General features: G+C 45.7%; 18 protein-coding genes and 1 pseudogene. 12 read left to right on the forward strand and 7 right to left on the reverse strand.

Features of this window, described 5'->3' with window-relative positions:
- Positions 1-89: 89 nt before the first annotated feature.
- Positions 90-2,867, reverse strand: a complete 2,778-nt coding sequence (locus JGK22_RS22530) for a COR domain-containing protein (protein ID WP_293313726.1) — start codon at positions 2,865-2,867, stop codon at positions 90-92.
- Between the two features lie 675 nt (positions 2,868-3,542).
- Here JGK22_RS22530 and JGK22_RS22535 point away from each other — a divergent pair.
- The 3 genes from JGK22_RS22535 to JGK22_RS22545 all read left to right on the forward strand — a co-directional run bounded on the left by JGK22_RS22535 (position 3,543) and on the right by JGK22_RS22545 (position 5,297).
- Positions 3,543-3,989 carry a transposase gene (locus JGK22_RS22535; RefSeq protein WP_293185994.1) on the forward strand — a complete coding sequence of 149 codons (447 nt, stop codon included), beginning with the start codon at positions 3,543-3,545 and terminating at the stop codon, positions 3,987-3,989.
- Positions 3,990-4,548: 559 nt separating this feature from the next.
- Positions 4,549-4,719: a hypothetical protein gene (locus JGK22_RS33325; protein WP_363319204.1), complete on the forward strand. Its 171-nt coding sequence runs from the start codon at positions 4,549-4,551 to the stop codon at positions 4,717-4,719.
- Positions 4,720-4,922: 203 nt separating this feature from the next.
- Entirely contained in the window at positions 4,923-5,297 is a 375-nt protein-coding gene (locus tag JGK22_RS22545; protein ID WP_293277386.1) for a signal peptidase I, read from the forward strand.
- Here JGK22_RS22545 and galK read toward each other — a convergent pair.
- Positions 5,287-6,366 carry a galactokinase gene (gene galK / locus JGK22_RS22550; RefSeq protein WP_293193290.1) on the reverse strand — a complete coding sequence of 360 codons (1,080 nt, stop codon included), beginning with the start codon at positions 6,364-6,366 and terminating at the stop codon, positions 5,287-5,289. The two genes, JGK22_RS22545 and galK, sit on opposite strands and share 11 nt — an antisense overlap.
- 250 nt (positions 6,367-6,616) lie before the next feature.
- On the opposite strand from galK, the gene rsmA reads away from it, so the two are divergent.
- Entirely contained in the window at positions 6,617-7,438 is an 822-nt protein-coding gene (gene rsmA, locus JGK22_RS22555) for a 16S rRNA (adenine(1518)-N(6)/adenine(1519)-N(6))-dimethyltransferase RsmA (RefSeq protein ID WP_293185990.1), read from the forward strand.
- 172 nt (positions 7,439-7,610) lie between these two features.
- Here rsmA and JGK22_RS22560 read toward each other — a convergent pair whose 3' ends face one another.
- A complete protein-coding gene (locus JGK22_RS22560; protein WP_293185988.1) occupies positions 7,611-7,790 on the reverse strand; it encodes a hypothetical protein in 180 nt (59 codons plus the stop codon).
- Between the two features lie 93 nt (positions 7,791-7,883).
- Here JGK22_RS22560 and ispE point away from each other — a divergent pair, with 93 nt between their 5' ends.
- The 6 genes from ispE to JGK22_RS22590 all read left to right on the forward strand — a co-directional run bounded on the left by ispE (position 7,884) and on the right by JGK22_RS22590 (position 12,328).
- Entirely contained in the window at positions 7,884-8,861 is a 978-nt protein-coding gene (gene ispE / locus JGK22_RS22565; protein WP_293147908.1) for a 4-(cytidine 5'-diphospho)-2-C-methyl-D-erythritol kinase, read from the forward strand.
- 205 nt (positions 8,862-9,066) lie between these two features.
- Positions 9,067-9,420: a DUF3082 domain-containing protein gene (locus JGK22_RS22570; protein WP_293185987.1), complete on the forward strand. Its 354-nt coding sequence runs from the start codon at positions 9,067-9,069 to the stop codon at positions 9,418-9,420.
- 61 nt (positions 9,421-9,481) lie between these two features.
- The gene (locus tag JGK22_RS22575; protein ID WP_293185985.1) at positions 9,482-10,108 is read left to right on the forward strand and encodes a DUF488 domain-containing protein; all 627 of its coding nucleotides are present in this window, start codon (positions 9,482-9,484) and stop codon (positions 10,106-10,108) included.
- Positions 10,086-10,538: a DUF488 domain-containing protein gene (locus JGK22_RS22580; protein WP_293185983.1), complete on the forward strand. Its 453-nt coding sequence runs from the start codon at positions 10,086-10,088 to the stop codon at positions 10,536-10,538. Before JGK22_RS22575 ends, JGK22_RS22580 begins: the two co-directional genes overlap by 23 nt.
- Positions 10,539-10,608: 70 nt before the next feature.
- Positions 10,609-11,283: a hypothetical protein gene (locus JGK22_RS22585; RefSeq protein ID WP_293185982.1), complete on the forward strand. Its 675-nt coding sequence runs from the start codon at positions 10,609-10,611 to the stop codon at positions 11,281-11,283.
- Positions 11,284-11,617: 334 nt separating this feature from the next.
- The gene (locus tag JGK22_RS22590) at positions 11,618-12,328 is read left to right on the forward strand and encodes a hypothetical protein (protein ID WP_293185981.1); all 711 of its coding nucleotides are present in this window, start codon (positions 11,618-11,620) and stop codon (positions 12,326-12,328) included.
- Positions 12,329-12,618: 290 nt separating this feature from the next.
- Here the strand turns inward: JGK22_RS22590 and JGK22_RS22595 are convergent, their stop codons facing one another.
- Both JGK22_RS22595 and JGK22_RS22600 read right to left on the reverse strand, forming a co-directional pair.
- A complete protein-coding gene (locus JGK22_RS22595; RefSeq protein WP_293185980.1) occupies positions 12,619-13,290 on the reverse strand; it encodes a Uma2 family endonuclease in 672 nt (223 codons plus the stop codon).
- Between the two features lie 238 nt (positions 13,291-13,528).
- Complete coding sequence (locus JGK22_RS22600) at positions 13,529-14,095, reverse strand: type II toxin-antitoxin system Phd/YefM family antitoxin (protein WP_293185979.1); 567 nt, start codon at positions 14,093-14,095, stop codon at positions 13,529-13,531.
- 90 nt (positions 14,096-14,185) lie between these two features.
- Between JGK22_RS22600 and metH the strand changes: the two genes are divergently transcribed.
- Positions 14,186-17,800, forward strand: coding sequence for a methionine synthase (metH, locus tag JGK22_RS22605; RefSeq protein ID WP_293313729.1), 3,615 nt, complete (start codon positions 14,186-14,188; stop codon positions 17,798-17,800).
- Positions 17,801-18,130: 330 nt separating this feature from the next.
- Here metH and JGK22_RS22610 read toward each other — a convergent pair whose 3' ends face one another.
- On the reverse strand, positions 18,131-18,754 hold the full coding sequence (locus tag JGK22_RS22610; RefSeq protein WP_293185976.1) for a hypothetical protein: 624 nt from the start codon (positions 18,752-18,754) through the stop codon (positions 18,131-18,133).
- Between the two features lie 253 nt (positions 18,755-19,007).
- Positions 19,008-19,169: pseudogene (locus JGK22_RS22615) on the reverse strand (heavy metal-binding domain-containing protein); the annotation flags it as partial.
- A gap of 139 nt (positions 19,170-19,308) precedes the next feature.
- Between JGK22_RS22615 and JGK22_RS22620 the strand changes: the two are divergent.
- A partial coding sequence (locus tag JGK22_RS22620) for a hypothetical protein (protein WP_293313732.1) occupies positions 19,309-19,584 on the forward strand: 276 nt, incomplete at its 3' end.

The following is a 19,584-nucleotide window of genomic DNA, read 5'->3' on the forward strand; positions in this document are numbered from 1 at the left end:
GCGAAGGCGGACTTCGTTTTTGTAGAAGCGATTTTAATCGCCGAATCATAGTTCGATCGTAGCGCGGAACGGGCGATCGGCGAACAATATTAATACTCATCTACAAACTGCTCGTGAACCCACAGGAATTCGCGCCGTCTGTTCTGTACCCGAACTAAGCCACCAAAACCAGGATCTTTTGCTTTTAGCAGCGCGTGTAATTCTCGCAAAATCGAGCCTTTCGCCATGATTGCTGAGTCGCCCTGTTGCCAATCTGGGATGTCATTTTCGCCAGACAAATTAGTAGCTAAATCGCTACCTTTCAAGGTAGATTCGATGCTTTTTTGTCCTAAATCGAGTTCTTCTTCAATGCCTTTGTAGGTAGCTTCGTCTAGCATGAACTTGGTGGCAGAGGCTGCGACAGGTAAGACTAGACTCAGGGTTCCGGTCAAAATTTTGAGATATGGGGCTGCTATGGTAAACCATTGGCGCGATACTTCCAATTCATAAACTCCTTTCTGCTTGTCGTGAGGATTTAAGGCGGGAAGCGGTTGACGAGAGTGTTCGCACCAGAGGGTTATTTGCAATTTTGTACTAATCCATTTTGGGCGATTGAAAAACTTGGGATCGACGGGCTTGAAACTAAACAGGCGCGGGCCATCTTTCGCTTCATCGGTGAGCATTTGCATCAGTGACGCAAATTCTTCATCGACTTTACTGAGAATGATTCGCTGATCCTGAGACAATGACTGATATCGTTCTTGATTTCGACTATCGAAAATCACTAAATCTTCGCGGATGATTTTTAGCTCGTCTTTGAACATATTTCGGAACTGCTGAATGCCGATTTCTTGAGATGGGGGTTGAGCAATCGGTGCGTTATTCAGCAAAGAATCGATGTTTTGCCATTTATTACAGAGTGAACATGGATAATCATGACGATTATCTTTTTTGCTTTCAATTAGTTTCTCTACTTCAAATAGCGCGTTTCCAGGCAGATTTTTACCACAAGGCGCAATACAAGGAACCATCACATTACATCGCAATCCTTCCCAGAAATTCTCGACTAGCCATTTAATCTCTGCCGTGAGATAAGACAAGAACCGTTCTGGATAAGCCGCCCGCACGGTGATTTTGACATCCGTATTAATATATTCCAGCAATGCCCGACCGTTGTAGTCGTCGTCAAGCATCAAACCGCGTTGCCAATGGATACTTTGTTCGTAATTGCATCGCCCCAGTGAGTATTTGTGCAAGCGCACAATTAACTGGTAAAACAATCCTTCTGCGACTGCAAGTTGTCCTCGATCGTCCACAATGCGGCAGATTTGTATTTGTTGTCTGTCTCCGGCTTCCGGTTGCTGTCCCCAATTGGACAATTCCGGGCGTGTATCGGGTACGAGTTGAGCAATCAAACTGGTATTACTGGGTTTAGTTGGATCGAGTACCACGCGGTAGGACAAATCGAAGCGTTCCATCAGCTTGAGAAAGATGGGATGTAGTTCTTTCGGGTAGCCGTTTTCGCCTGGAAACGGGGGATTCCTCCATAATTCACCCAGATGCTCAAAGTCTACTAAACCGTTGCGGCGGCGGGTCGTTTCATCATCAAGTACGAAGCTAATTGCCTTGGCCAACCAGTCGGGTTTGAGGATGACAATATCTCGCAGTATTGGATCGTAATGGTAATGGATGATATGCCCCAAGGTATGGGAAATGCGAAGAAAAAGTTCTGCTTGTTCTTTATCGATTCCGTGTTTAGCGCAGATGGCAATAACTTCATCGTAGGGCAGATAGGCTTTGTCGTTTGTCTGCAAGATTTCCCGCACTCGCTGCCATTTGGCGGGAATCGAACGTCCCATTTCGGGAAGAGAGGCGGCGACATTAGCGATCGCACTTTTTAATTCTGCCACGCCGTTGCAGGAGTTCTGAGTGTCAGGTTTGCTGTCGATATGAAAGAAGCCAAGCACCGTATCGCAGCCGAATCGATCGCAAATTTCCTGTCTGTCAATGTCGGGTTGTCGCTGTCCGGGGCCGCCGTGGGTGGCGACTACTAGCACTTTGGCATCTGGTTCCCGATGCTTGATTAGGGTAATCCACTCTTTGACAAAGCCTTGCTGGGGGCCTTCCCGTGGCTTCCACACCACTAGATACACGGCTGGTGCACTGAAAAACAACTGGTGTGTGGGTCGATAAACCGGTTGACCGCCAAAATCCCAACCATTGAGGGATATTTCTGTGTCGGTTTCAGGATGGGTGACAATGACTGGCTTAATTTCAATGCCGTGAGTGGTGGGACGACTTTCTAGCCATTCGTCTTCTCGTAATGCTCCGAGGAGGCAACTTTTGCCTACCTCGCCTTCGCCGATTAAAATCAGCTTGGCTTCGTTCAGGGTGATTTGTGCTTCTGCCTTTGCTCGTAGGTATTGCAAAAGGGCTTTAGTGCCTTGTTCATAGGCGGCGGCGAGGTCAGAATTGAGAGGGTTGTTGTGGAGGTAGAGCAGTCGCAACTCGGTGAGGAAGACCATCGCTTCTGGTAGTTCCCTCAGTTGGTTACTGGAAAGGTAAAGCCCACGCAACTGGGTGAGGGAGGCGATCGCCTCTGGCAGTTTCGTCAGTTGGTTGTTGTGGAGGTAAAGCTGTTGTAATTCGGTGAGGGAGGCGATTGCCTCTGGCAGTTTTGTCAGTTGGTTGTTGTGAAGGTAAAGCTTTTCCAACTGAGTGAGGGAGGCGATCGCCTCTGGCAGTTTCGTCAGTTCCAGATCGCTAAGATTGAGTGTTTTTGCTCCCTCTCGCCGCGCTTTTCCAATGCGCTGATATGCTTTCCGATCGCCCTCAGTTCCTGACATTGCCAATTCCTTATTTTGATTTTTGTATATAAGTTCGATCATCGCCTTTTGAGATGAAAGGGCGATCTTGAGACATGATTTGATTTTGAATATTCCTTAATCTCACTACAAAATAACACGAATATTTTGGCGATTCGTGAGGTTTGAGTAAGGTTTTTGAATCTCGACGCGCCTAGTCCAAGAAACCGGGTTTCTACGGTAATTTACGCCTCCTCATGAGATTTTACGCAGAAACCCGGTTTCTGAGTCCCACGCGCTGAGTCCGAGAAACCGGGTTTCTACGAGAATTTACGCCTCCTCATGAGATGATCTGAAGAAACCCGGTTTCTGAATCTCGACGCGCCTAGTCCAAGAAACCGGGTTTCTACGACAATTTACGCCTCTTCACGAGATTTTCGCGAGAAACCCGGTTTCTGAGTCCCACGCGCTGAGTCCGAGAAACCGGGTTTCTACGAGAATTTTCGTATCTTCACGAGATTTTTCATAGAAACCCGGTTTCTGAGTTCCCGCGCTGAGCCCAAGAAACCGGGTTTCTGTGAGAATTTACGCCTCTTCACCAGATTTTCGCGAGAAACCCGGTTTCTGAGTTCCACGCGCTTAGTCCAAGAAACCGGGTTTCTGCGATAATTTAAACAACCTCACCAGATTTTTCGTAGAAACCCGGTTTCTGAGCCTCCCAGTTTCTGACTTCGGCTAGCCACTTACCTACTATCTGATATGCCACGTCGCCAAGTTATCTTGCAAGCGGGTAATTACTACCATGTTTATAACCGAGGTAATAACCGTCAGTTGATATTTTTTGAGCGAGAAAACTATATTTATTTTTTACGTCAATTAAGAAACCATCTGATTACTCATGGTGTCGATATTATTGCTTATTGTTTGATGCCGAACCACTATCATTTATTAGTTCACCTGAACACCAATCGTTTTTCCAACCTGATGCAGGCATTTACTCTGTCTTATACTAAGGCTATTAATAAACGCTATCAAAGAGTTGGTTCACTTTTTCAGGGACGGTTTGAGGCGATTCATGTGGGAGCATCTCAATTTTGTAAAAAGCATTTTTTTTATTATAGTGCTGTCCCCGCTCGCGTATTGTACAACTCGCGAGCGGGGACAGCACTATCTATATATAGCCTTTCTCAAAAAGATGAGGTATAACTGACAGCCCACACAACCCTTAAACCAAGAGGGCCCAAGCCCAACAACATCCGCGAATCTTTCTGAGAACCGCTATAAATGAAAAACTGAGATGCTCCCAGTTTCGATGGATCTGTTTGGGTTGCCCCTTTTGCTGCTGTTTTTCACGATTAATTGACCCGCCCAAAAACGGAAGTCCCCGCAGGGCTGTCGTGGGTATCCCAAGATTTTAGACCTTAGTTAGACCTCGCAGATTTATCTGTGGAGTAAATCTAAAATCTAAAACTGGTTCGATCGCGAAGTCGAAGAATCTAAAATCTAAAATCTAAAATCGACTGACGAGGTTTAAAGCAATCGAATCTACTTCGATCGCAAATTCTGACAAACAAAACCAAGCTAACACCAGCGATACCGAACGCTGGGCTTCGTTAATTGGTGGGCGAGCGCTGGTGCTGTTTGGTTTGTCGCAGCGTTCACTCAGAGGTGCTTTGCTGGCGGTTGCGGGCGGCAGTTTGGCGGCGCGCGGACTCGGGGTTGTGGAGGGTTTGCAGTCGGCTGCGGATGCGAATCAAAGGTAAAAGTGGCGATCGAATACAACCCTCCGGGCGGTGCGATCGGTGCGGGCGCTGCTAAACTATTTGGGGAAGATCCAGAACAGCAAATTGCTGACGATTTGCGCCACTTTAAGCAGTTTATGGAAGCTGGGGAAATAGCTACGACGGAAGGTCAATCTTCGGACCGCAAGTTATAATTGCGATCGTGTTGGCTCGTCTAAAAATCATCAAGGATGAGGTACGTTGTTGCGCTTGGGCGCTATGCTAGATCTATCAAAGAGCGCTGAAGCGCAACAACGTACCTAAAGATCAATTGCCAGTTGTGTTTATGACTAAAGTTCTTACTACGAACCTTTGAGTTTGTGTTACTTAAAATATTTGTTTGTTAGATTATTAACTGATGCCACCTGAAGTGATTTTTGGAAATGCGGGTGCTGAAGGTGCAAGTCGCGGCGGTTGGTTTGCGGGTCACTTTATAATGCCCGAAGATGACGCGCGATCGACTTCTGCGTTAGAGGTAAAATGGGGCGTTCACTCCGCCGGAGATTGCAGGACTCAGTGGGCGGTAAATGCGGCAGCAACTACGCTTTCTATTCTGGTAAAAGGGCGGTTTCGCTTGCAATTTCCTTCGCAAGAAATCTTGCTGTGTTGTGAAGCAGATTATGCTCTCTGGCTGCCGGGAGTGCCTCATTATTGGTCGGCCGAGGAGGATTCGGTTATCGTGACTGTGCGGTGGCCTTCGGTGTCGGGAGATAGTTCTGCGATTAAGAATTAACTTGAACTTCGGGAACTAAAACGCGACCATTATAACCCGCGCGGTGGTAACGATCGATCGCCTCTGATGCAATAACATCGGCTTTCCCACTCTTAACCAGTGCAACACAAGCACCACCAAAACCTCCGCCCGTCAGCCTCGCGCCGAAGACTCCGGGGATTGACTGCAAGATTGCCGCCAAGGCATCTACTGCAACCACCGAAACTTCGTAGTCGTCGCGCAAACTCGCATGGGAAGCATTCATTAAATCGCCGAAACGTTCGGCTGGTAAAGATTTTACAGCTTGCAGCACGCGGTTGTTTTCGGTGACTACGTGGCGCGATCGCCTTTTTAGGGGTTCTGGCAATACTTCCACTGCTTTGGGATCGCTGATATCCCTAAGGGCTTTAACTCCCAATATCCGGGCGGATTCTTCGCACTCAGCACGCCGCTGGTTGTAGCCACTTCCGGCTGCTAGGTTGTGGCTTTCACCGCTGTCAATGACTAAAATTTCTGTGCCTGTGGGAAAAGGTAGGGCGCGGTATTCGAGGCTGCGGGTGTCGATAAATAGCATCGTTTTGGTGTCTGCTAAACTCGACGCCATTTGATCCATGATGCCACAGTTCACCCCGGCATACCGGATTTCGGTTAGCTGTCCGATTTGAGCCAGCCGCACGTCGTCTAGGGGGAGGTTCAGCAGCGCGCGGATTGCTCTGAGGGTGGCTATTTCTAAAGCGGCGCTGCTGGACAAACCGGCGCCGATTGGCACATCGGAGGTAATGTAGAGATTTATTGGTGGTATTTTGTACCCTTCTTTTTCTAAAAGTCTGATGCAGCCACAGATATAACTGACGAATTTTTGCGGTATGGTATCGTCGTCTGAAAAATTTATGAGTTCGTCATATTCGGCTGAATAAAAATGGTGTCGGGTATCGCTGCTGAAGCCAATTTGTACTGTTGTGCGCTGCCCAATCGCAGTCGGAAGTACAAATCCATCGTTGTAGTCTGTGTGTTCGCCCAGCATATTTACTCTTCCGGGCGCGCTGGCTTGGGTTTGGGGTAATGTACCAAATACTCGTTGGAATTTCATTTTTGGGGAATTGGTAATTGGTAATTGGTAATTGGTAATTGGTAATTGGTAATTGGTAATTGGTAATTGGTAATTGGTAATTGGTAATTGGGAAGAAATAAACTTATTTTTTATCGTTAATTATTTTATGATGCCCAAGTTTTTTGCTGAATTCAACCCCTGTTTACAAAAATAAACATAACTTTAGCTTGGGAAAAAATATGGGGTTGTGATAGAATGGCAGGCTAAGATTTCTCGAAGAATTCAAAAAATGCGATCGACCAGACCCCGGAAACAGTTTGCTCAACATTGGCTCAAAAGCGAGAAAGCCTTAGATAAGATTGTCAAAGCGGCGAGTTTGTCGGGCGATCGCGTCCTGGAAATCGGGCCGGGCACTGGGATTCTGACTCGACCCTTGCTGGCTGCGGCTGAGTCTGTTGTTGCGGTGGAGATCGATCGAGATTTGTGCCTAAAACTCGCCAAGCAACTAGGCAAAAACGACAACTTTTTACTGCTACAAGGCGATTTTCTGGAAATGGATTTAGAGGCTGAACTAATCGCCTTTCCCAAATTCCAAGATCCCAATAAAGTTGTTGCCAACATTCCCTACAATATCACCGGCCCCATCCTGCAAAAACTGCTGGGAACGATATCTGTGCCGGTTGCGAAACCCTTCGATGCGATCGTCCTGTTGGTGCAGAAAGAAGTAGCCCAAAGGCTTTACGCTAAACCTGGTTCGACAGCTTTTGGCGCTTTGTCGGTGCGGGTGCAGTATTTAGCAGAATGCGAGTTAATTTGCGATGTGCCGTCTAGAGACTTTTATCCGCCGCCAAAAGTCGATTCCGCCGTGGTGCGGCTGCTGCCCCGAGTGATAGAAACGCCAGCAGTTAATCCGCGTTATTTAGAGACTTTAGTCAAGTTAGGATTTGGCAGCAAGCGCAAGATGCTGCGTAATAATTTAAAAGGATCTGTGGATTTAGATAAACTCGTTCAATTGTTAGAAAAGTTACAGATCAATCCTCAATCTCGCGCTGAAGATTTAAGCGTGGCGCAATGGGTAAATTTGAGCAATAATTTGTTTTCCGATGACTAGAATCCTTGCACTCCCAAGCTTTCTTATCTGGAAATAATCTGCGTTGCATCGTCGGTTGCATCTGCGGTTCGCCTATCAATCAAAGATTTATGCAATAAGTTTACTGATAACTGATGATTAATAACGTTCGCGAACTCTTGTTTACTCGCAAAACATGACTGATGAATAATGACTAATGACTTTCGCGTTTGGAAATAAAGTAAAGCAGTGTAATCGGGAGCGAGAAATAGGCGATCGCAATTATTGAATCTGAGGCTACGTGCAGCCAGACTAACTTGGTCTGCCATCGATAACAGCGCCCGTGGGGAATAAATGACCCCGAACTAAAAAAAGTTTTCCACATTTCCTGCATAATATTTCCTTTGAGTTGTGAGAAAATGTAGTCTGACTGGTGTCAATTAATTTCTTCAACCAGGGGTTTCTTTCACCCGCGGCTTAATCACCTATGCGTTCATATTCTCTGCTAGCTTCAGCAAAAATCAATCTGTATTTGGAGATAATAGGCGATCGCCCCGACGGATATCACGAACTGGCGATGGTGCTTCAAAGCATAGATTTGGCCGATCGAATTGACTTGCGCGCGATCGGAACGGACACGATCCGCGTGCGCTGCGATCACCCCCAAGTCCCGCCGGACAAGAATAATCTGGCTTATCGCGCGGCGGATTTGTTGGCGCAGCAATTTCCAGATGCTTTGGCGAAATACGGCGGAGTTGAGATTGCGATTCACAAGCAGATTCCGGTGGCTGCTGGGCTCGCCGGCGGTTCTGCAAATGCTGCCGCAGTTTTAGTCGGGATGGACTTACTGTGGCAATTGGGACTCACTCAATCGGAGTTGCAAGAGTTGGGGGGAACTCTGGGTTCAGATGTGCCTTTTTGCATTGGAGGAGGTACGGCTTTGGCAACCGGACGCGGGGATAAATTGTCTCCACTGCCTGATTTGGGAGGTTTTTGTGTGGTGCTGGCGAAGTTTCGCAATCTCAGTATTTCTACTGCATGGTCGTATCAAACTTATCGCAAACAGTTCAGTAGTTCCTATTGTGCACCAGAAGATTTGGAATGTCGCCGCCAAAGGCTACATTCAGGGCCGATGGTGGGGGCGATCGCCCAAAAAGATCGATCGAAAATTGGTCAATTGCTGCACAACGATTTAGAAAAAGTTGCTTTACCCGTGTACCCGCAGGTGTTGCAATTGCGGGAGGCTTTTGAGTCGGCGGGGGTTTTGGGCGCGATGATGTCCGGTTCCGGGCCGACGGTGTTTGCGCTGTGTGAGTCTCCAGAGCAGGCTCAGCAGGTTCTGGAACGGGTGAAAAGTGCGATCGCTTCTCCCGATTTGGATTTTTGGGTAGCAAAGTTTAGCAATACTGGGATTCGGATTTTTTCGGAAGGAAATGATACGAAACCGCCGATTGTGAGGGTGTAACTCGCTGTCGGGTGCGATCGCGATCGTCGGTTAAATGTCAGTGGGGGCGATCCTCTCCGAGGGCTGCGCTAACGGCAAAAATGAATCTAACTTTGCGCGGAGTCTATTAAGATCGCAGAACTGATAAAATGACATGAAACACCGATTTTAGTTTTGGTAAATTAACCAGAAATCTAAAATCTAAAATCTAAAATCTAAAATCGCCATGGCTGATTTAACTAATCCAAATTCCACTTCTGAACCTCTAAGTTCGGCGCGGGATGCAACGCCTGCATCTCCCAAGCAGCCGACTGTTTTGCGGTGCGTGATTGGTTCGCTGATCGCGAGTGTGTTCGCTTTTGGTTTGTATTCGCTAACTATGTCGATCGCTCTAAATTTTGCTAGCAAGCCGCTGCATTCCACCAATATTACTGTGCTTAAAATTAGTGTCGCCGTGCGAACTTTAGTCGTGGGGATGGTGGCTTTAGGTACGGGCGTTTTTGGGCTGGCGGCAGTCGGCTTAATGCTGCTGGGTTTGCAAATTGGGATTCAAAAGTTGGTGAAGAAACCTGCTGGTTGAAACTATCAGACTACAGAAAATCTAGCCTGCAAGCTGAATACTTAATAGTAAGATCGAAGCAATGGAAGTATTTACGATCGGACACTCCAATCACAGTATTGAAGCGTTTATTTTGTTATTGGAACAACACGGAATTACAGCGGTTGCGGACGTGCGATCGCATCCTTTCAGCCGCTATTTACCTCATTTTAATAAATCAGAAATTACAGCTTCTCTGTCTGCTGCGGGCATTCAATATGTTTTTTTGGGGCAAGAATTGGGTGCGAGGCCGGAAGACTTAAGCTGTTACGATACTAGCGGTAAAGCTTTGTACGATCGCATAGCAGCGACTCCTCTATTTGCCTCAGGAATTCAACGCTTGCTCAAAGGCGCCACCAATTATAAAATCAGTTTAATGTGTGCGGAAAAAGACCCGATTACTTGTCACCGCACTATTTTAGTTTGCCACAAACTCAAAGAATTTAATTTGCAAATAAATCATATTCTGTCCGATGGCAGTTTAGAATCGCATCAGGATGTAGAAGCAAGACTTTTGAGCAAGTTTAACAAAGGTAAAAAAAATAATCAGCCAATTCAGTTAAGCTTGTTTGAATTAGAACCTCAAGTTAAAGATGAAATAGTTGATTTAGAAACAGCTTATTATCGTTATGGATTGGAAATCGCTTATGTCACCAAAGAAAGCAATTAATTTATTTACAATTGGTTTTACTCAAAAAAGCGCCGAGCAATTTTTTGATACTTTGATAAAAGCCGGAGTCCGCAGGGTGATAGATACGCGGCTGAATAATGTGTCCCAGTTAGCTGGTTTTGCTAAGCGGAAAGATTTAGAGTATTTTTTGCGGACAATTGGTAATATTAAGTATGTGCATATTCTGGATTTAGCGCCGACTCAAGATATTCTGGATGATTATAAAAAGAAAAAGGGAGATTGGGATGTTTATGAACAGCAGTTTTTGCAGTTGATTCGCGATCGACAAATTGAGCAAAAAATTTCGCCGGATATTCTAGACTGCGGGTGTCTGCTTTGTAGCGAACCACAGCCTCACAACTGTCACCGCCGTTTAGTTGCTGAATATCTCAACGATAAGTGGCAAAATGTCAAAATTAGTCATCTTTGAATTGCATAGCTGGCGGGGAGTGTACGCCATAAATACAGGAATCAATCTAAAATCTAACATCTAAAATCGAATGACTCGGATAATTTGCCTTGCTAATTCCTGGAAACGAGGTGACAGGTGCATCGCTGGAATTAATGAAATTAATGGTAACTGGGTACGTCCAATTTCCGACTTACCAGACGGCCAGATTCCTAAAGAAATACGGCAGATAAATAGACTGGAACCGGCATTATTAGATGTTATAGACATTCCTTTGGCAAATACGGGGCCGGATTTTGGTTTTGAGTGTGAAAATCTGTCTATTATTCCGGGAAAATGGCAGCACGTCGGGAAGGTTTCTTCTGCATATTTACTGAAATATTTCCGCGATCGGGCATATATTTTGCATAATGATTTGCGATTTGTGACAGTAGATTATATGCAGTCTTTGCCAAGGGAAGAGCGCATTACTTTACAATTAATAAAAGCAGTAAAATTTACCGTAAGAATGGTCGGCAAAAGATTTGAAAGTGGGAATAAATGGGAAGGATCTATTGTAACTGCATACAATCAAAAATTGACGGCAACAATTACCGATCCGGTGTTTACTAGAAGGTTGGATTTGGGTTATCGCCCGGAAAAAGCTTGTTTGCTAACCATCAGTTTAAGTATGCCTTGGCGGCCTGATGATTGGGAAGGAGACGATCCTTGTTGGAAGTTGATTGCGGGTGTGATTGAGTTGGAGGAAGATATTATTTATTATTGATTAGCAATACGAAGGACAGTTTTAGATCTAATCTAGTATCTCAAACCGTTGATGGCTATAGGGATGACTATTTTTTCAATCTTTAAGTCTCGCCCGCTCGTTTCAAAAAATCATTAAAAATGCCAGGGCTTACTCGCGATACGCTTATGTTTTGATTGAAATGGCGATCGATTATTGATTTTTGATTAATTTTAGCAACAACTCTTGACATCGCATACATTTGAAATTATGGTAGGGCGATCGGCGCGCACCATAGGTTTAGAGATTTTGTTCGAGATTTAACATTCTTCGTGCTATAATTCTGCGGGACTGTAGCAGAAAGGGGTGCTTTTTCATGAAAGCAGAATTTTATTATGACTGTCACAGATATATTTGCAGCTTAGTTCAAGTTGATTTTGTCAAAGAATTAAAAATTAAAAATCATCAAGGTTTTGTGTTGGCTGTTAAGCAAGGAGAAAAGATTGGACTTTTGGGGAAAAGTCGCCATAATGCTAAACAAGTTGATGTGTCTAAGCCGCATTTTTATAATGTAATTAAAGCAGCAATGAGCGCTTTGGAATTAGAAACTAGAAATGAAGTCATATTAGAGAGAAATCGAACTATTGCTGATGGGGAAGAAATGATTCAGCAGCAAAACCGAGAAATTCGCGTTTTGAATGAACAGCTTAGAATTCAATCGACTCAGATTGAGCATTTGTCAAGGGAAAACCAGCAGTTATCGGTGCAGCTAGTAGAGAAGGAAATTAGAGAAACTCAAATTAGTCAAGAAATTGAGGAAGATTTAGCGGCGGAAATTGACGATTGGGTTGGAGAATCTGAAATTAGTGAAGAAATCGATGAATTGCCGATTTTAGATTCTGGATTTGGATTGGAGTTAATCGAACATCAGCAGGATTTGCAGGATGTTGAGAAAGCTGAAGAAATCAGCGGAGGCGAGGTTGAAGTTTTGGATTTAGAAATTGTAGAACAAGTGGATGTTCCAGCCGACAATGAAATTAAGCACCTGGCTAAAAGAGGTTCACAGAGAAAGATGCGAAAGAAATAATCAAAAAATTTAATATTTTTTAAGACTCACAGGTTTGTAGTGAGGACTTCAGTCCTTCTTAAAGGTTCGTAGTGAGGACTTCAGTCCTTGGATTGGATGCGGACTGAAGTCCTGGCTACGAACCAATTATAGGGTGCATCGGGTTTTTCAAGAGGGCGAAGCATGACCGTATATGAGTTATTAGTTATAATCTCATATTGACTGCGGTCATGCTTCGCCCCTACAATCATATTTACCAAACTCAGATCCACCCCAATTATATTTTATTATGGGTTGGAATTTTACATTTATTATAGGTTGGAATTTTGCAAAATTTCTCTAATTCTTGTCCGAAATAGACGCACGGCCGATCTTTGTCCGATCGCCCTGCTTTGTTCGATAAATCCTGGTATTTCTGCGATCGGCAAAAATGGAAAAGCTACACTTTGACCAACACTCTCGTATTTGTCATCGACAAGTTGATAAACTTCTAGAGTTTGGCGGCGGTATCTCCAAATTTCTGGAACGCCCAAAGCTGCATAAATTGCGAATTTGTTTAGAGAAGAATTGGTGTAATCCGACTCGACAGCCAAATCCGGCGGCGGATCGGTTTCCAAGTCAATATCTCTGCTTCTTACTAAAGCTTCATTCTGGATGTAGAAACAGGTATCTGGTTCGATCGCGCGACTTAAATCTTCTCGTTTAAGCAGCAGAGATCGGAGTTTCATTACCTCAATTTCTAGCTCATCTGCTAGGGCTTCAATAAAACTTTCTAACATCCCTGTAGGCATTTCATGTTCTTGGTAGGGCATTCTGATTTCTAATACTCCATTGTCATAGGCAATTCTCCACGCACGATCGTCTCCAACATCAGCAAGCAACGCTTGAAAAGTTTGCCAGCTAACGCCTTTCAAAACAACTTTTGACTCTCGGATAATTTGCTCTTGTACGGGAGGAGACGGGGTTATTGTTTGCGGATTCATATTGCGAGTCCTCTGTATTGGTTTTGCGATCGAAGGTGAACAAACTTATAGCAGTTATAAACAGCCGTGTTAGGAAAGAAGTGTTGTTTAGTATTTTGTCCGGTGCGTCGCTATGAGATTGTCGATCTGATGCGAGGTATTTCAATGGCGACACACCCTACTAATAGTCAGGTGCGTCGCTATGAGATTGTCGATCTGATGCGAGGTATTTCAATGGCGACACACCCTACTAATAGTATTATGATAGCATTTTTAGTCGGGATTTCTCGGCGATTAGGTACTCCGGTACCCAAAAACGATCGATCGACATGAGAATAGCTACAGACATGAAAATATCAATATTTTCTCCCATTTCCTCAGTGGGCAATAAGCCAAATAATTCGTCGAATTCCTTGACATCTGCTAAAATATTATCAAAGTCTTCTACAAGTTCGTCCGGGTAAATGCAGTGGATTCCTCTCTCATCTTCATAATATGCTTCTTCGTCAGGAAAGAATTGTGAGGGTTTGAGTTCTTCCATGAGATAATCTATCTTGTGAAACTCTGCTTCGGGAACGATCGCAGCTAGATCCTTCCCTGCTTGCTGTAAAATAAAACGATCGCCCTTTTGCATCACTCGTTTCACGATCGCGATCGCATTTTCGCAAAATTCCTCAACAGTTAAGCGAAAAAACCCCTCAGAGTCGATCGCCAGTTTAGCCCCCACAGCCGCGCCCACAGCAGAATTTTGACAATTATCCAGGGCGATCGGTAAGATCGTAGGTGCGATCGAACTACCGTCAGCAGCATTAAATCCTTCAGTCATCAGTCGTTCCCCAACATACGCATAATTGTTGACAATATTGCACAATAGATAAAATTGTAAATATATAGCACCTACGTCTTTTTACCGCTGATGAATAGCAAATTTCTCGATCGACTCCACCACCCCTCGCGCCCAGTCATCGTCTTCGACGGCGCCATGGGAACCAACCTGCAAGTCCAAAACCTCACCGCAGAAGACTTCGGCGGTAAAGAATACGAAGGCTGTAACGAATATCTCGTGCACACCAAGCCGGAAGCCGTCGCCATCGTGCACCGAGGATTCCTCGAAGCAGGCGCCGATGTCATCGAAACAGACACCTTCGGCGCTGCTTCCATCGTGCTCGCGGAGTACGATTTAGCAGACAAAGCCTATTATCTCAACAAAACGGCGGCTGAACTCGCCAAGAATATCGCAGCAGAATTTGACACGCCCGAAAAACCGAGATTTGTCGCAGGATCGATCGGCCCGGGTACCAAATTGCCAACCTTAGGACACATCGATTTTGACACGCTAACCGCCGCTTTTACCGAACAAGCCGAAGGACTTTATGACGGCGGCGTTGACTTATTTATAGTCGAAACTTGTCAAGACGTGCTGCAAATTAAATCAGCATTAAATGCCATTGAAGAAGTATTTAAGAAAAAAGGTGCGCGGATTCCGTTAATGGTATCAGTCACAATGGAAGCCACCGGCACAATGTTAGTCGGTTCCGACATCAGCGCCGCTTTAGCTATTTTGCAGCCGTATCCCATAGATATTTTAGGATTAAACTGTGCCACCGGGCCCGATCGCATGGCGGAACACGTCAAATATCTATCCGAACATTCGCCCTTCGTGGTTTCCTGCGTACCAAACGCTGGTTTACCCGAAAACATTGGCGGCCACGCACACTACAAACTGACGCCGATTGAATTAAAAATGGCCTTGATGCGCTTCGTCGAAGACTTAGGCGTGCAAGTCATTGGCGGCTGCTGCGGTACTCGCTACGATCACATCCGCGAACTGTCAGAAATTGGCACAACTCTTAAACCCAAAATTCGCGAAATTACTTGGGAACCAGCCGCTGCTTCAATTTATAGCGCCCAACCCTACGAACAAGAAAATTCCTTCTTAATTGTCGGGGAAAAACTCAACGCTAGCGGTTCCAAAAAATGCCGCGATTTGCTAAACGCCGAAGACTGGGACGGTTTAGTAGCAATGGCTAGAGAACAAGTGCGAGAAGGCGCGCACGTTCTCGATGTCAACGTCGATTATGTCGGGCGCGACGGCGTGCGCGATATGAAAGAATTAGTATCCCGGGTTGTGACTAATGCAACTCTGCCTTTAATGCTGGATTCCACCGAGTGGGAAAAGATGGAAGCTGGCTTGAAAGTGGCGGGCGGCAAATGTTTGCTGAATTCTACTAACTATGAAGACGGAGAACCGCGTTTTTATCAAGTTTTGGAGTTGGCGAAAAAGTACGGCGCGGGGATTGTGATCGGAACGATTGATGAAGATGGGATGGCGCGCACTGCTGACCAAAAATTTGCGATCGCCCAACGCGCCTATAACGCCGCCGTCGCCTATGGAATTCCCGCCTCAGAACTCTTTTTTGACACCCTGGCTTTGCCGATTTCTACCGGGATTGAAGAAGACCGAAAAAACGGCAAAGCTACCATCGAATCTATCCGCCGCATCCGCCAAGAATTGCCGGGATGTCACGTGATTTTGGGAGTTTCTAACATTTCCTTCGGCTTGAATCCGGCGGCGCGCCAAGTTCTCAATTCCATGTTTTTGCACGAAGCGATGCAGGCGGGGATGGATTCGGCGATTATCAGCGCTAACAAGATTTTGCCGATCGCCAAAATCGACCCCAAACACCAGGAAATCTGCCGCAAACTGATCTACGACGAACGGGAGTTCGACGGCGATATTTGCATTTACGACCCCTTGGGCGACCTAACAACGGTGTTTGCGGGCAAAACTACCAAGCGCGATCGTACCCAAGACGAAAACCTCCCCGTCGAAGAACGATTGAAGCGCCACATCATCGATGGCGAACGCATCGGCCTCGACATCCAACTCGCCAAAGCATTAGAAACCTATCCGCCCCTGCAAATTATCAATACCTTCTTGTTAGATGGGATGAAAGTAGTCGGAGAATTGTTCGGTTCGGGACAAATGCAGCTACCATTTGTATTGCAATCAGCCGAAACCATGAAAGCGGCAGTTGCTTATTTAGAACCGTACATGGAAAAGTCCGAATCCGGGGACAATGCTAAAGGCACATTTATCATTGCGACTGTCAAAGGCGACGTTCATGACATTGGCAAAAACTTGGTTGATATTATCCTATCAAACAACGGCTATCGAGTGATTAACTTGGGAATTAAACAGCCAGTTGATAATATCATCGAAGCCTACGAAAAGCACAAAGCCGATTGTATTGCCATGAGTGGCTTGCTGGTAAAATCCACCGCATTTATGAAGGAAAATTTGGAGGTATTCAACCAGAGAGGCATTACCGTTCCAGTGATTTTGGGCGGTGCAGCTTTGACTCCCAAATTTGTCCATGAAGATTGCCAAAATACTTATAACGGTAAAGTTGTTTACGGCAAAGATGCGTTTTCTGACTTGAACTTTATGGAGAAACTGATGCCAGCCAAATCTGCTGGAAACTGGGAAGATTTGGCTGGATTTTTAGATGAAGTTGGGAGTGAGAATGGGGCGGTGAAAGCAGCTAAAACTTCGGCAGAAACTGCGGTTGAGGATGCGAAGAAGGCAGACACTCCGGTGATTGTTGATACCAAGCGTTCCGAAGCAGTTGATGCAAATATCGATCGCCCGAATCCTCCTTTCTGGGGTACAAAACTGTTATCGCCCGAAGAAATCCCCTTTGAAGAGCTTTTCTGGCACTTAGATTTGCAAGCCTTAGTTGCTGGACAGTGGCAATTCCGCAAGCCAAAAGACCAATCGCGGGAAGAATACGATGCTTTCTTAGCTGAGACAGTTTATCCAATCTTGGCAGAATGGAAACACAAAATCATCACCGAAAAGTTACTGCACCCGCAAGCAATTTACGGGTATTTCCCCTGTCAAGCTGAAGGAAATTCCTTGTATCTGTATGACCCAGAAATTATGAAGGGCGGGCAAGATGCCCACCCCACAGCAGAAAATAGTGGCACAGGCATCTTGCCTGTGAATGCCAATAGTGGCACAGGCATCTTGCCTGTGACAACATTGACATTTCCCCGGCAAAAATCGGCGCGCCGGCTGTGCATTGCCGACTTCTTCGCGCCGAAAGAATCGGGTAAAATCGATGTATTTCCGATGCAAGTAGCGACGGTGGGAGAAGTTGCTACGGAGTACGCACAAAAGCTATTTGCTAACAATCAATACACCGATTATCTCTACTTCCACGGATTGGCGGTACAGACGGCGGAAGCAGTAGCCGAATGGACTCACGCGCGGATTCGCCGGGAATTGGGTTTTGCTAGCGAGGAACCGGATAATATTCGGGATATGCTGGCGCAGCGATATCGCGGTTCGCGCTACAGTTTCGGCTATCCTGCTTGTCCGAATATGGCGGATCAGTACAAGCAATTGGATTTGCTAAAGTGCGATCGTATAAACCTGTATATGGATGAAAGCGAACAACTTTATCCGGAACAGTCAACCACTGCAATTATCACCTATCACCCAGCCGCTAAATACTTCACAGCTTAATTTATTAGTGCGCGCGGAGTACCATTAGTGTCAACTTAACGTCAAATGTACTATCGATTTACTGTTTGACGACTAGGCCCAGATCTCCCTGGCACCCCCCTTAAAAAGGGGGGAACCGGAAGATATCAAAGTCCCCCTTTTTAAGGGGGATTTAGGGGGATCTAGACTCAGCAAAAAGCGCATTATACAAATAAAACTCGGCGGTTGAAACCGCTAGTACACAAACAAAGTCCGCCTTCGCGGACTGAAGAATACACAAATTCACCCAATAAAAAAGCACCTTGAAAAAGTGCTTTCATGAACCGGAAGTTTGATTGTCCCACCAAACTTTTACAAGTGATTCCGGGGAGTGCGGGCGCCGGCAGATGCTCCGGCCATTGAAGCAACCAAACCCAATAATGAGCCGAACAAAAATGACCAACCAGCTTTAGCGGCATTTTCAGCAATATTCCGAGCATCCTGAGCAGAAACGCTAGGCGCTTGGTTGGGTAGATTTACGCCGCCTTGTTGGGCTTGATTAATCGCTGCTCCGGCATTCGCTGCTACTACGCCAAAAGTCCCAGCTACGCCATTTGCTAACAGCCAAGAGCCAATTGTTAAGGTAGTTGCCCACAAAATTGCTCCGTTCAAAAGCGCGGTGCTGCGGTTCATCGGGCCGCAAGCGCGAGCAGTTACCCAACCGCCAACGCCCAAGCTTATTAATAAACTGATAATTGACCAAATTCCTACTCCAGTACCGACGTTGCCTGCAATACTGCGCGGAGCTCCTGAATTAGCAATGTTGCTCAACCCGATCGCAGCACCCAACGCACTTAACACCAGTTGTGTGCCGATCGCAATTACCAAACCTGAAAAAATTGGGCCCCACCGCACTAAATCGTGATATTCCATGACCGGCTTAACTAGAGTCTGCTCGGTAACAACGTTGTCTACTGGTCTATTTACGTATGCCATAGCTTTTCCTTTCCTTTGAGAGTTGGTTTTATTTTTAACAATCTTTCACCTAAGCATTGATTGTGGCTGAGATTGATAGAAACCATATCTGCCTGGGGAAATAACCAGTATCTATGTCTGAAGAAATAAACTCAAAAGTCATCAGTTTTCAGCCAGCAGCTATTAGCTAATGACTGATGACTGATGGCTGATAACCAATAACTATTTTATCCAGTTAAAAAAGTTCGCTGATGTATAGAGGAAAAGCGGCTTATTAACGCAATCTGACAGCAGTCCCAACAGCAGTAATCAACAGCAAAGCCCCCGAAGAGTCTACATTAATCGTGCCGGTGTCAACTTCCACCCCGATCACGGCATTAGCACCCAGGCGCTGGGCCCGTTTTTCCAGTTCCGCGAGGGCATGTCGCTGTCCTTGCGGAAATCTGCTATGCTTGTCACAAGTAGGCTCCTAAAGTAGGGCGCTACTTGGAGAATAGAGTCTACCTAGACTAAATCTAGAAACAATCTAGAAACCATAGAACCTTGACAAACCAATAGTTTCAGGAGAAACACCAATGAAAGCTCAGAGCAAAGTTCAGACTGCTTGCGACATCACAATCGGCGTTGATCATGGTAGCCTCCGATTACAGTTTCCCTCTCGGCACAGCCCACTATGGGAGGCCCTAGACGGCAAGCCACTAAAAGGTAAACCCAAGTATCTACCACTAGGGCGACACGGTTACAAGGACAATCCTGAGGACTGGAAGCGTGCGTCAGCCCTAGCAGCACAGATGGAAGCCGATTTAGACCATCCTGAATGGGAAAAGCTATTTGACCCTACCCTTGCTAAA

Origin of the sequence: Microcoleus sp. PH2017_08_TRC_O_A (genome assembly GCF_020738665.1) — a bacterium.
Classification (GTDB): Bacteria; Cyanobacteriota; Cyanobacteriia; order Cyanobacteriales; family Microcoleaceae; genus Microcoleus.